Consider the following 12,393-nt stretch of genomic DNA (forward strand, 5'->3'; position numbering starts at 1 on the left):
AGTGGCGTTTCCTACTTCTCATGCGCGAATACTTTCAGCAACTGGTGTGGCCCATGACGCCACAGGCGCCAGGCGGGCAGCAGGGCCGCGGCGAGCACGGCCAGCCCAGCCCAGAACGCCAGCCGCGCCCAGTCGGCAGGGAAAAACTGTAGCGGCAAGCGCCAGCCAAACGCCTGCACATTAATGACAGCCAGCAGGATTTGCGCCAATACCAACCCCACCGGCAAGGCAAGAACAAGTGTCATCCCCGCCAGCACCAATGCGCGGCCCAGTTCCAGCGCGGCCAGTCTGCGCGTGGTCAGCCCCAGCGCCCAAAGCGGCGCAAGCTGCACCAGCCGCATGCCCGACAGCGTGACAAGGGCTGCAAACAATGCAATGGCCGCTATGGAAAGTGTCAGCACATTCAGCGCGCCGGTTATCAGGAAGGTGCGTTCGAATACTGCCAGTGACAGGGCTTTCGCCTGTGCCTGATCGGTAATCTGGTTGCCCGGCAGGCCGAATTCATCCTGCAACGCCGTAATTAATGCCTGCGGGTTTTCGCTGCGCAACGCGAATTGACGGACCGGGGTGTCCGGCCACGCCCCTGTGAAACGGTCCAGCCCGAGAGTGGCCTGCGCCAGCGGGTTGCCATAGTCAGAATAGACCCCCAGTACCGGTAACACGCCGATATCCGGCATTTCCAGCGTGGCGGTGCCGGGGCGAAGACCGGCGCGGCGGGCAAGCTGTTCATTCACAAGCACCCCTTCGCCTGCGGCCAGCCTGTCCCAGACGTGCGGCACTGCGTCCAGCAGGGGCCAGTTGTCGCGGAATGTGGCATGGTCCTTCATGGCGTATACCTGTCCGGGCTGTGCGGCAAGACGGGCATCAATGCGCTGCATCGGCAGCGTGGCATCTGCGTGCGTTTGCAGGAAATTCTGCAGGGCGCGGGCCTCGGACGGGGTGCGGGGGGTGACAGTCACTTCGGCGACAAGGCGCTGGTCCAGCCATGCGATGAATGTGGTGCGGAAGGACGACACCATGGTGCCCACGCCGATATTGGTGGCCAATGCCAGCAACAACGCCATCAGTGCCAGGGACAGACGCGGCAGGTTCTGGCGGCTGTCGGCCCAGAACCATTGTGCCACTGGCCCGCGCGCCAATCGTTGCCCCAATGCGAGCCCTCCGGCCAGTACCAGCGGCATGATCAGTGCCGCCGCCAGTAATGCCGCCGCCAGCAGGGCGAACCCGGTGATCAGCCCACCATTGATTTGCGCCAATATCAGCGCGATGATGGCCAGTGCCACAGCTACCCCGCCTTGCAGGCGCAGGCTGCGCGCGCCTGCATGCGCCCATGCGCGGGGTTGTGCAGGTGCCAGAACCGGCAGCCGCCACAGCCGCCACAGCGCTTGTCCACCCGCCAGCGCAGTGCCTGCCAGCGTCATGCCCATCCCCGCCAAGGCCCAGACGGGATCAAAGCGCAGCGTGCCGGGCACCGGTGCGCCGTAAAGCCCGCGCAGCGTGGCGGCCACATCCGGCAGCAGCGTCGCCGCCATCAGATACCCAAGCGCCAGGCCGGCCATCCCTGCGAGAATGGCAAACAGCGCCAGTTCCGCAGCCAGCAACAGTGCCAGATGGCGCAGCGGCACACCAAGTGCGCGCAGGGTGCGGAACATGGTACGGCGTTGCTCGAACGCCAGCCCGACTGCGGAATGCACGATGAACAGCCCCACAGTGAAAGCCAGCAGCCCGAAAGCGGTCAGATTCAGGTGGAAACTGTCGGTGAGCCCGGCCAGATCGGTCCCGTCACCTGGGGCGACAAGGCGCAGGTCAGGGGCCAGCGTGTTCAGCGGTGTCAGCCCGTCGCGCTGAACGGGCGCAAGGGTCAGCCGCGTGATATGCCCGCGCATGTCCAGCAGGGTCTGGGCCTGCGCGATATCCATCAGAACAGTGCCGATGGGAATGGCCTGACTGGGCCGCAGGTCCGGCTGGGACGTGCCGATCTCATTCAGTGTCCTAGGGTGCGCAAACCCAACCCCTGCCAGAAAACCTGTCAGATCAGGGGTGACAAGTTCTGCGCTGGTGCCGCCTGATGAGGCGGTCAGCGGTTCAATCCCCAGCACGGTGACGCGCGTGTCGCCCAAGGATGCGCGCCCTTCCACCACCGGCGACACGTCCCAGCCCGCGCGGCGTAGCCGTGCAAATTCCCCTTCCGGCATCCGGCCGGAGGGGGATTCCAGCTGCGCGGATGTGCCATCGCCCAGCAGGTTTTCCGCCGTCGCATAGGCCGCGCGTGCTTCGGCATTCAGGGCCTGAACCCCGGACCATAGCGCTGTGGCCAGCGCCAGCCCTGCCAGCAGCATGGCCAGTTGGAACGGACTGCGCAGCCAATGCGATAACAGTGCCTGCAGGGCCGCGCGGGTCACGCAGATACCTGCAACTTGCCTGCGCGCAGATGTACGCGAAGATTACAGCGCGCTGCCAGCCGGGTCGAATGCGTGGCCAGCAACAGCGCAGCACCTGCCTGCGCAGCCAGTTCCAGCATCAGGTCCAGTACCGCATCGCCTGTGGCCTCGTCCAGGTTGCCGGTCGGTTCATCCGCCAGAACCAGCCGGGGCCGCGCGGCCAGACAGCGCCCGATAGCGACACGCTGCTGCTGCCCGCCCGACAGCTGTTCGGGGTAACGCGCCATCAGTTCTGCAATGCCAAGGCGCCGGGCCAGTTCGGCCACGAAACCGGGGTCATGCCGCCCTGCCAGCCGCGCCTGAAACGCCAGATTGGCCGCAACGTTCAGGGACGGCACAAGATTGAACTGCTGAAAGATCAGCCCAACACTGGTGCGGCGCAGTGCTGCGCGGGCGCTGTCATCGGCCTGCGCGATATCCTGACCGGCCAGCATGACCTTGCCACTGTCGAAGGGTTCCAGCCCCGCGCAGATATGCAGCAGGGTTGACTTTCCGCTGCCTGATTCGCCCGTCAGGGCAAGGGATTGCCCCCGTGACAGCTCTAGGTCAGCATTGTCCAGAACATGCACGATGTCCGGGGCGCTGCCGAAGGTTTTTCTCAGGCTTTCGATTGTCAGCGCGGATGTCATGGTCTGGCTTTCCTGCAAACGGGTGATGCGCTGGACAGGGGCGGGCCGTCATACCTACCAACACCGCGCAGTACGCATGAAGCGTAGCGTTTCAGCAGGCGAACTCAAGGCGGCAATGTCACAACATGGTGTTATGCGGATAAACGCAAAAGGCCGGACAGGATGCCCCGTCCGGCCTTTTCATCAGTTTGCGATATTTCGGGGGCGGGGATCAGTGCGCCGCCATCTGGTTGTGTTTGCGCGCGACAAAATCCTTGGCTGTTTCCACGGCAACTGCCGCATCGCGGCAATAGGCATCTGCCCCGATGGCGCGACCGAATTCTTCGTTCAGGGGGGCGCCGCCCACCAGCACGATGTAGTCGTCGCGTTTGCCCTGTGCGACCAGCGTGTCAATCACCACCTTCATATAGGGCATGGTGGTGGTCAGCAGGGCCGACATGCCCAGAATGTCGGGCTGTTCCTTTTCCAGCGCTTCCATATAGGCCTCAACCGCGTTGTTGATGCCAAGATCCACAACCTCGAAGCCTGCGCCTTCCATCATCATGGCGACAAGGTTCTTGCCGATATCATGGATGTCACCCTTGACGGTGCCGATCACCATCTTGCCCATGCGCGGTGCGCCGGTTTCCACCAGTAGCGGCTTCAGGATGAACATGCCCGCTTTCATCGCGTTTGCGGCCAGCAGCACTTCTGGCACGAACAGGATACCATCGCGGAAATCATGGCCCACAATCGTCATGCCAGCCACAAGCGCTTTGGTCAGGATGTCATAAGGGGTCCAGCCGCGTGCCAGCAGGATATTGACGCTTTCTTCGATTTCCTCTTTGAGGCCATCATAAAGGTCGTCCATCATCTGCTCGACAAGCTCGTCGTCAGACAGATCAGCAAGGATGATATCGTCTTCGTCAGACATAGGCTTTACCCCTTCGGACACGCGGTATAGCGCGTGTTGGACCACTATTGCATTTGCTTTCGGACAGAATGCAGCACACCACTATTCCATTTGCGACATGCGCCCGATTGGTGGCGACCCGCGCGGTCGCATTCATGTGATTTCCGGCAGTTTTGTCACGCGTCGCGGCGGCGGCGGCCGCCGCCACGCCCTCGGCGGGGTTCCGGCGCGTCGCCTGCGGCCTCCGTGCCGTCCAGCGCGGATGAAAACCCGCCCAACGCTGCGGTGATCTGTTCCAGCGTGGGGCGCGGCCCGCGGTCATGCGTTTCCAGCGCGTTGCGCATGGCGCGCAGGTGTTCGGGCATGGTGCCGCAGCACCCGCCGATAATGGTTGCACCACAATCGCGCGCCAGCACGGCATATTCCGCCATCAGTTCGGGGGTGCCATCGTAATGGATGTGCCCGTCATGATATTTCGGAATTCCGGCATTGCCCTTGGCGATCAGGGGCAGTGCTGCGCCCGCGTCTGCAAAACCCAGAACAGTGCGCAACAGATCGGATGCGCCCACGCCACAATTTGCGCCAAATGCCAGCGGCGGTGTGTTCAGCCGGGTGACAAGTTGTGCCATCGCGGCAGAAGTGACACCCATCATGGTGCGCCCGGCTGTGTCGAAACTCATTGTGCCACACCATGGCATGCCTGCCAGCCCGGCGGCTTCGGCGGCGGCCTTGTATTCTTCGGGGGCGGAAATGGTTTCCACCCACAGCACATCCGCGCCGCCTTCTTTCAGCCCTTCGGCCTGTTCGTGGAACATCTCGACCGCCAGTTCATGGGTCAGGCTGCCCATCGGTGCCATGATTTCGCCTGTCGGACCGACCGACCCCGCAACGATAACCGGGCGGCCCGCGGCATCTGCAATTTCGCGCCCGAGTGCGGCACCAACGCGGTTGAGTTCACGCACGCGATTTTCCGCACCATGCAGTTTCATACGGCTGGCGTTGCCGCCGAAAGTATTCGTCAGGAACAGATCGGACCCGGCATTGACGGCGTTGCGATACAGCGTGCGGATATTGTCGGGTTCATCCACGTTCCACAGTTCCGGCGCGTCCCCCGATGCAAGACCCATGTTGAACAGATTGGTGCCTGTGGCACCATCCGCCAGGATCCAATCCCGTTCGGCCAGCATCTTCGCTAAGGCATTGGTCATTGCGCGCATCTCCGGATTGCGAAACAGCGGGATGCGCCCGCGCGCTCCCGCCTGTTGGATGGGATGTGCCACATCCTGAAAGATGAGGCAAATTCATACTGCGCATGAAAAAGATGCGCATCATTCATATTACTGTGAGTCAGCCTTCGGCCAGTTCGGCCTTGGCTTCGGACAGCAGGGTGGCCATCATGCTGCGAATCGTCGCTTCATCGGCCTTGCCGACAAGGTCAGCTGACACCTTGCGCACGACATCTTCGTGGCCGGCTTCTTCGAAATCGGCGCGGATGACATCCATTGCATAGGCTTCGGCATCGTCACCCGTTTTGCCCAGCAGAGTCGCTGCCCAAAGCCCGAGTTTCTTGTTCCGGCGGGCAATTGCCTTGAAAATCATTTCCTGATCATGGGCAAACTTGTTTTCAAAAGCGCGTTCGCGGTCTTCGAAAGATGTCATTTCGGGCCTCGTATCCTGTTGAATGATCGTCCGATGTTGCAAAACATATGGCGGTTGGCAGGCAGCACTGCAAGGCGAAATCACCGATCGCGGGCGCAAACACCGCCGCTTGCGGCGTGGGCGGCGCTGCGATATAGGCACCAGATACATTGCCCCTGTCCACTGTTCCATGATCGGAGAATACCATGGCACGCCGCACCAAAGTCTATGAAGGCAAAGCCAAGGTTCTGTACGAAGGACCGGAGCCGGGCACACTGGTTCAGTACTTCAAGGATGATGCCACCGCGTTTAATGCCGAGAAGCGCGATGTGATCGAAGGCAAGGGTGTCTTGAACAACATGCTTTCGGAATATTTCATGTCCGGCCTGAACCAGATCGGTGTCCCCACGCATTTCATCAAGCGCATCAACATGCGTGAACAACTGATCCGTGCGGTTGACATTATCCCGCTGGAAGTCGTGGTACGCAATGTTGCCGCAGGGTCGATTTCCAAACGTCTGGGTATTGAAGAAGGCACCCCGCTGCCGCGCCCCATCATCGAGTTTTATTTCAAGGATGATGCGCTGGGCGACCCGTTGGTCACCGAGGACCAGATTCTTGCCTTCAACTGGGCCAGCCATCAGGATCTGGATGACATGGTTGCGCTGGCCGTGCGCGTCAATGACTTCATGTCGGGGATCATGCTGGCTGTGGGAATCAAGCTGGTGGATTTCAAGATTGAAATCGGCCGCCAGTTTGACGGAGATATGCAGCGGCTGATCGTGGCCGATGAAATCAGCCCGGACAGTTGCCGCCTGTGGGACATGAAAACCGGTCAGAAGCTGGATAAGGACGTGTTCCGCCGCGATCTTGGTAGCCTGACGGACGCTTATTCAGAAGTGGCGCGGCGGCTTGGGGTGATGCCCAAATCGCCCACGCCCTTCAGCAAACCCAAACTGATGAACTGAAAGGCTCGGACGCCCATGAAACTGCGTGTATTCGTTACCCTGAAACCTGGCGTTCTGGACCCGCAGGGCGAAGCCGTGCGTCATGCGCTGGGCGCGCTAGGCTTTGAGGGCGTCAATGGCGTGCGTCAAGGCAAGATGATTGAACTGGATCTGGCGGAAACCGATGCCGACAAGGCGCAACAGCAAGCGGATGAGATGTGCCAGAAGCTGTTGGCCAATACGGTGATCGAAAGCTATCGCGTCGAAATGGCCTGATACCTGCCGCAACGGTGATTGACGCACCGATGCTTTGTGGGCAGCATGGCCGCAAGTGCATTGACACGAGGGGGCAGGATGCGCGCAGCGGTTCTTAGGGAATATCGCAAGGATCTGAGCATCGAAACGGTGGCGGACCCGGTATGCGAAGATGATGGTGTGGTACTGCGCACGCTTGCCTGTGGCATTTGCCGGTCTGACTGGCACGGCTGGGTCGGGGAACACCCACGCGTGAAGCCCGGCCAGATACCGGGCCATGAATATTGCGGCGAGGTGGTCGTGGCTGGTCCGCGCAGTGGCTGGGCCATTGGCGACAAGGTGATCGCCCCCTTTATTCTTGCCTGCGGGACATGCCCCGCCTGCCGGTCTGGCGTGTCCAATACCTGCCCCGATCAGCGCTTGCCGGGGTTCATAGAACCCGGTGCTTTTGCCGAATATGTGGGCGTGCCCCATGCCCATAACCTGGCGCGTCTGCCGGATGACATGTCGCCGGTGCTGGCTGCGGGGCTGGGGTGCCGCGTGACCACGGCCTTTCACGCGCTTACCGACCGCGCCGCGCTGCGCCCGGGTGAATGGCTGGCCGTGCATGGGACTGGCGGCATCGGGCTGGCCACGCTTATTCTGGGCCGTGCGCTGGGCGCGCGGGTGGTTGCCGTTGATATTGTGCCCGAAAAGCTGGACCATGCCCGCGCCCTTGGTGCTGATGCAGCGCTTGATGCGCGCGCGGGTGACGTGGCGCAGGCCATTCGCGACATTACCGGCGGTGGCGCCCATGTTTCCGTCGAGGCGCTGGGAATCGCGCAGACAACCAACGCATCGTTGCATTGTCTGCGACCGCTGGGGCGGCATGTGCAGGTTGGCATGCCCGTGGGGCACACGGCGCGCATGGATATCGACATGAGTGCGGTCTATCAGAAAAACCTTGCGATTTATGGCACGCGGGGCATGCCCGCGCATAAATACCCGTCGCTGCTGGGAATGATTGACGCAGGTCTGGTGGATTTCATGCCGATGATCGCGCGGCAGGTGGCGCTGTCGCAGGCCGGCGCGGAACTGGCGCTGTTTGACGGGCCAATGGCACCCGGTGTTGCGGTGATTTCCGATTTTGCCGCCTGAAAGGGCCGGTTTCCCTTTGCGCATGATGTGTATTCGCGCTAAAGCGCGGGCAAACCTTGGCTATGGACGGAGCCGCGCGCGATGAAAGCTGCTGTCATCACTTTCCCCGGATCGAACTGTGACCGTGACCTTGCCGTGGCCTTTGAAGGGGTCGGCGCGCAGGTGACGCGCGTGTGGCACAAGGACACCGCATTGCCTGCGGGAACAGATATTGTCGGCATTCCCGGTGGTTTCAGCTTTGGTGATTATCTGCGTTGCGGTGCGATTGCCGCGCGTTCGCCCATTGCCCGCGCCATTACTGATTTCGCATCAGGCGGCGGCCATGTTCTGGGCATTTGCAACGGCTTTCAGGTTCTGGTCGAAATGGGGCTTCTGCCCGGTGCGCTGCTGCGCAATGCCAATCTGAAATATATCTGCAAGCCTGTCACGCTGCGCGTGGAAACCGCAGGCAGCGGGTTTACGGCGGGCTATGCCCCCGGCGCGCAGATCACCGTTCCGATTGCGCATCATGACGGGAATTATACCGCCGACCCCGAAACCCTTGCACGACTGCAAGGCGACGGACGTGTTGCCTTTCGCTACGTTGACAACCCCAACGGCTCAGCCGCGGACATTGCGGGCATTCTGTCGGAAAACCGCCGTGTGCTGGGCATGATGCCACATCCGGAACGCGCGTTCAGTGCTGTACATGGCGGCACTGACGGGCGCGCGATGTTCGAGGGACTGATAAGCGCTTTCGCGCCAGCCTGAAGATACCGGCCCGGCACCATGCTTGAGCACGCGCAGCATTCAGCATATTCTGTGCGGCATGGCCGTGCCACCTGATCTTGACAACAGACGTACCAGTATTCTGGGTATCCCGCTATGGGGGCGGGTGGTTATCCTTTTTCTGATCGTGGTTGGCATCGGGCTGATCTGGTTCATGAATTCCTGGTTGTCTGAACGCTTTACCGATACCACGCGCAACCGCGCTGAATTGCGGCTGGTGCTGTATTCCGGCAATATCCAGTCCGAACTTCAGCGCAATTCAGTGGTGCCGCTGCTACTGGCGCGCGACCCCGAACTGATTGTCGCGCTGCGTGAAGGAAATTATGCGACCACATCGCAGCGCCTGATAGACCTGCAGGGGGAAATTGGCGCGGCCTCGATCGAGCTGCTGGACAATGCCGGGCGCGTGGTCGGTGCAACGGACCGTGTGCATCTGGGCAAGAACCGCAGCGGGGATCTGGCTTTCGTGGATTCGCGCCGCACCTCTGACACTGTGTTCATGGTTAAGGAACTGGAAAGCGGCGGTTTCGGGTTTTCCTTTGCCCGCAGTATCCGGGTGGCAAGCGATGTTCTGGGCGTCGTTGTCGTTGATGCCGATCTGTCGAAATTTGAACGCAGCTGGGCGGGCTTCGCCGATGCGGTCGCATTACTGGATTCCGGGGGCCGCATCATTCTGGCAACCGAACCACGCTGGCGGGGCCGTTCACTGGAAGAAGCGCTTGCGCTGCGCGATGCGCCTTCTGCGATTGCGCGTGCGTTGCGGGCCACGGCGGATTGGGCGCAGACCCCGCCGGACACATTCGTACGCGGCGAAGCGGTGCTGCGATCAGAAGTGCGCGTGCCGTTCCGAGGCTGGCGGCTGGTCAGTTTCACCCGCTATGATTCAGTGCGCGAGCGGGTGAATGCAGCGCTGGCGCTGGTGCTTACGGGTTTTGCATTGCTGCTCGCGCTGACTTTCTATCTGGTCAGTCGCAGCGCCTGGTCGCAATCGGCGCTGTTTCAGCGCGAATCGCAGGATTTGCGTGCGCTGAACGCGCGGTTGCAGCGTGAAATTGCAACCCGCCTGCGGGTACAGAAGGATCTGGCGGTGGCGGAACAGACGCTTGCGCAATCGGCCAAGCTGGCCAGCCTGGGGGAAATGTCGGCATCTGTCAGCCATGAACTGAACCAGCCATTGGCGGCCATGAAAACCTATCTTGCGGGCGCGCGGCTGCTGCTGAAGCGCAAGCGCACAGAAGAAGCGCTTGCATCATTCCAGCGGATTGACGGGTTGATCGACCGGATGGGCGCGATTGCCCGCACGCTGAAATCCTTCGCGCGCAAGGGCGGCGAAGCTTTTGCCCCCATTGATCTGCGCACCTGTCTGGGCGATGCGCTGACCATGATGGAACCGATGCTGCGCGAATGCCGCGTGCTGGTGGTGCGCACGGTGCCGCCGGAACCTGTCATGATCATGGGCGATTCGGTGCGCGTGGAACAGGTGATCCTGAACCTCGTGCGCAACGCGGTGGATGCAACGCGCGGCGTGAATGCGCCACAGATCGACATCATCATAAGTCAGGGGGAAACCGCCAATCTGACGGTTCGCGACAACGGCCATGGTATCGCAGATATCGACAGCCTGTTCGAGCCGTTTTATACGACCAAAGCCGCCGGGCAGGGCGTTGGTCTGGGGCTTGCCATTTCGTCGGGAATTGTGGGGGACCACGGGGGGCGTCTGACGGCCATGAACACACCTGAAGGCGGCGCTGTTTTCGAAGCCGAATTCCCCATATATCAAAGCGAGCAGAAAGATGCGGCCGAGTAGCCCGGTCCGCATTGTGTATACCACCGGGCCGTTGCTGATGCTATGTTTTCAGCGGCCGCCTGTCAGGATTTCAGAAGCAAGGGCGCAGGCCTGAGAGGAAGCAAAAACATGACCCGCCATATGCGTGTTGCCATCGTGGATGACGAACAGGATATGCGCCAGTCCATCGGTCAGTGGATGGCGCTTTCCGGGTTTGAAACGGAAACCTATTGTGATGGCCAGGAAGCGTTCGCCGCGATCGGGCCGGATTTTCCCGGTGTTGTTATCACCGATATCCGCATGCCCGGCATGGACGGTATGACCCTGCTGAAAAAGCTGGTGGCACTGGACAGCACCATTCCGGTGATCATGATCACCGGTCATGGCGACGTGCCGATTGCCGTGGAAGCCATGCGTCTGGGGGCGTTTGATTTTCTGGAAAAGCCGTTTGACCCCGAGAAAATGATGGCGCTGGCCGAAAAAGCGGTGAAGGCCCGCGCCATGGCGCTTGAAAGCCGTGCCCTGAGGCAGGAACTGTCCGATGGTACAACCATCATGCGCCGTCTGGTCGGCGCGTCAGATGTGATGCAGCATCTGCGCGAGGATATTCTTGATGTGGGTCAGGCTGACGGCCATGTCCTGATTGACGGTGAAACCGGAACCGGCAAGACGCTTGTGGCGCACGCCCTGCATGCCGTGGGGCCGCGCGCGGGCCGCAAGCTGGTATCGGTCAGTTGCGCGGGCCATCCCGAAGCGGACCTTGTTGCCCGGCTGTTTGGCCCGCTGGATGATGGCGCGGCCAAGCCAATCGTTGAAACGGCCCGTGGCGGAACATTGGTTCTGGAAGACATCGAAGCCATGTCACCCGACACACAGGCAAGGCTGGTCGGGTTCCTGAATGATCAGGGCGCATTGCCCGACACGCGGATTGTGGCAGTGTGCAACAGCCATACCGCCGGGCAGACCATAGAGGATGGCTTGCGCCCCGACCTGTATTTCCGACTTGCCGCGCATAAACTGGTGCTGCCGCCTCTGCGCATGCGCGGAGAGGATATTCTTGCCCTGTTCGAAACCTATCTGGCGCAGTTCGCCGATGAATATGGTTGTGCGCCACCTGTTGTCAGCATGCCTGAAGCCGCCCAGTTGTTGCAGGCCCCCTGGCCGGGGAATGTGCGGCAGCTGGTCAATATCGCCGAGCGCGCGGTGCTGCAAAGCAGGCGCGAGGATGGCGCGCTGATGTCGCTGATCATGGCAGATAACGAAGCTTCCAGCGAAGTTATGACAACCGAAGGCAAACCGCTGAAAGAGCATGTAGAAGCGTTTGAACGCATGCTGATTGACAACACGATGCGCCGCCATAAAGGGTCCATTACCGCTGTGATGGAAGAATTGCGCCTGCCACGCCGGACGCTGAACGAAAAGATGGCAAAATACGGGTTGGTGCGGTCGGATTATGTCCAGACCTGACTTCAGTCCTGCAGCGCCTGCGGTATCTTGCATGCCGCAGGCGGAAAATGGCGCTGGCAGGGCGACTTTCCTGCCCGGCAAGGCTCTCTACAGGGTCTGACACGGCGCAAATTGCCTGAAAATACAGATTTCAGGGTGTTTTTTCAGAGGCATGCACTGCCGTTGGTCGCAACGTGAAAAACGCCATTGTGTTTTTGTCACGTTCGCCCTTATGCTGTATAGGTAAGGATATGCCCTGATACAGGGCGTTCTGAACGAATTTCGCTGCATTGGACGAATGGCGCGCCTTTCTGGCCCCCTCTTCCCCCTTGCAGATGGATAGGCCGCAAGGCTTCAATCGTCCGGGCTGTGTGAACACAGTTCGGGCATACTACACACACGCATCGCAAATCTGCGGTGTTCAGGAAACATGATGACAGGTGCCGAACACAAC

11 protein-coding genes are annotated in these 12,393 nt (G+C 60.9%); 6 read left to right on the top strand and 5 right to left on the bottom strand.

Going from position 1 to position 12,393, the window contains the following annotated elements:
• Positions 1-11: 11 nt before the first annotated feature.
• The 5 genes from PUT78_RS13360 to PUT78_RS13380 all read right to left on the bottom strand — a co-directional run bounded on the left by PUT78_RS13360 (position 12) and on the right by PUT78_RS13380 (position 5,621).
• Positions 12-2,402, bottom strand: a complete 2,391-nt coding sequence (locus tag PUT78_RS13360) for an FtsX-like permease family protein (protein WP_274352766.1) — start codon at positions 2,400-2,402, stop codon at positions 12-14.
• Positions 2,399-3,070 (bottom strand): ABC transporter ATP-binding protein, encoded by a 672-nt coding sequence (locus tag PUT78_RS13365; RefSeq protein ID WP_274352767.1) that lies wholly within the window; start codon positions 3,068-3,070, stop codon positions 2,399-2,401. Before PUT78_RS13365 ends, PUT78_RS13360 begins: the two co-directional genes overlap by 4 nt.
• A 211-nt stretch (positions 3,071-3,281) precedes the next feature.
• A complete protein-coding gene (locus PUT78_RS13370) occupies positions 3,282-3,983 on the bottom strand; it encodes a corrinoid protein (protein WP_274352768.1) in 702 nt (233 codons plus the stop codon).
• A 155-nt stretch (positions 3,984-4,138) separates the two neighbouring features.
• Positions 4,139-5,170 (bottom strand): betaine--homocysteine S-methyltransferase, encoded by a 1,032-nt coding sequence (bmt, locus tag PUT78_RS13375; protein ID WP_274352769.1) that lies wholly within the window; start codon positions 5,168-5,170, stop codon positions 4,139-4,141.
• Positions 5,171-5,309: 139 nt separating this feature from the next.
• Positions 5,310-5,621, bottom strand: coding sequence for a DUF1476 domain-containing protein (locus PUT78_RS13380; RefSeq protein ID WP_274352770.1), 312 nt, complete (start codon positions 5,619-5,621; stop codon positions 5,310-5,312).
• 185 nt (positions 5,622-5,806) lie between these two features.
• Here PUT78_RS13380 and purC point away from each other — a divergent pair, with 185 nt between their 5' ends.
• From purC to PUT78_RS13410, 6 genes are all read left to right on the top strand, one after another.
• Positions 5,807-6,568 carry a phosphoribosylaminoimidazolesuccinocarboxamide synthase gene (purC, locus tag PUT78_RS13385; protein WP_274352771.1) on the top strand — a complete coding sequence of 254 codons (762 nt, stop codon included), beginning with the start codon at positions 5,807-5,809 and terminating at the stop codon, positions 6,566-6,568.
• A 15-nt stretch (positions 6,569-6,583) separates the two neighbouring features.
• A complete protein-coding gene (gene purS / locus PUT78_RS13390) occupies positions 6,584-6,823 on the top strand; it encodes a phosphoribosylformylglycinamidine synthase subunit PurS (RefSeq protein ID WP_274352772.1) in 240 nt (79 codons plus the stop codon).
• 78 nt (positions 6,824-6,901) lie between these two features.
• On the top strand, positions 6,902-7,939 hold the full coding sequence (locus PUT78_RS13395; protein ID WP_274352773.1) for a zinc-binding dehydrogenase: 1,038 nt from the start codon (positions 6,902-6,904) through the stop codon (positions 7,937-7,939).
• Positions 7,940-8,020: 81 nt separating this feature from the next.
• Positions 8,021-8,689, top strand: a complete 669-nt coding sequence (gene purQ, locus PUT78_RS13400) for a phosphoribosylformylglycinamidine synthase subunit PurQ (protein WP_274352774.1) — start codon at positions 8,021-8,023, stop codon at positions 8,687-8,689.
• Between the two features lie 58 nt (positions 8,690-8,747).
• Positions 8,748-10,514 (top strand): sensor histidine kinase, encoded by a 1,767-nt coding sequence (locus PUT78_RS13405; protein ID WP_420793501.1) that lies wholly within the window; start codon positions 8,748-8,750, stop codon positions 10,512-10,514.
• Between the two features lie 108 nt (positions 10,515-10,622).
• Positions 10,623-11,960 carry a sigma-54-dependent transcriptional regulator gene (locus PUT78_RS13410; RefSeq protein ID WP_274352775.1) on the top strand — a complete coding sequence of 446 codons (1,338 nt, stop codon included), beginning with the start codon at positions 10,623-10,625 and terminating at the stop codon, positions 11,958-11,960.
• Positions 11,961-12,393 lie beyond the last annotated feature (433 nt).

Source organism: Roseinatronobacter alkalisoli (assembly GCF_028745735.1).
In the GTDB taxonomy this organism is placed as follows: domain Bacteria; phylum Pseudomonadota; class Alphaproteobacteria; order Rhodobacterales; family Rhodobacteraceae; genus Roseinatronobacter; species Roseinatronobacter alkalisoli.

What these genes read in the sequence shown, in the direction of transcription:
- purQ (WP_274352774.1), top strand. Translation starts at nt 8,021, where the DNA reads ATGAAAGCTGCTGTCATCACTTTCCCCGGATCGAACTGTGACCGTGAC.
- PUT78_RS13370 (WP_274352768.1), bottom strand. Translation starts at nt 3,983, where the DNA reads ATGTCTGACGAAGACGATATCATCCTTGCTGATCTGTCTGACGACGAG.
- PUT78_RS13410 (WP_274352775.1), top strand. Translation starts at nt 10,623, where the DNA reads ATGACCCGCCATATGCGTGTTGCCATCGTGGATGACGAACAGGATATG.
- bmt (WP_274352769.1), bottom strand. Translation starts at nt 5,170, where the DNA reads ATGACCAATGCCTTAGCGAAGATGCTGGCCGAACGGGATTGGATCCTG.
- PUT78_RS13380 (WP_274352770.1), bottom strand. Translation starts at nt 5,621, where the DNA reads ATGACATCTTTCGAAGACCGCGAACGCGCTTTTGAAAACAAGTTTGCC.
- PUT78_RS13365 (WP_274352767.1), bottom strand. Translation starts at nt 3,070, where the DNA reads ATGACATCCGCGCTGACAATCGAAAGCCTGAGAAAAACCTTCGGCAGC.
- PUT78_RS13395 (WP_274352773.1), top strand. Translation starts at nt 6,902, where the DNA reads ATGCGCGCAGCGGTTCTTAGGGAATATCGCAAGGATCTGAGCATCGAA.
- purS (WP_274352772.1), top strand. Translation starts at nt 6,584, where the DNA reads ATGAAACTGCGTGTATTCGTTACCCTGAAACCTGGCGTTCTGGACCCG.
- purC (WP_274352771.1), top strand. Translation starts at nt 5,807, where the DNA reads ATGGCACGCCGCACCAAAGTCTATGAAGGCAAAGCCAAGGTTCTGTAC.
- PUT78_RS13405 (WP_420793501.1), top strand. Translation starts at nt 8,748, where the DNA reads ATGGCCGTGCCACCTGATCTTGACAACAGACGTACCAGTATTCTGGGT.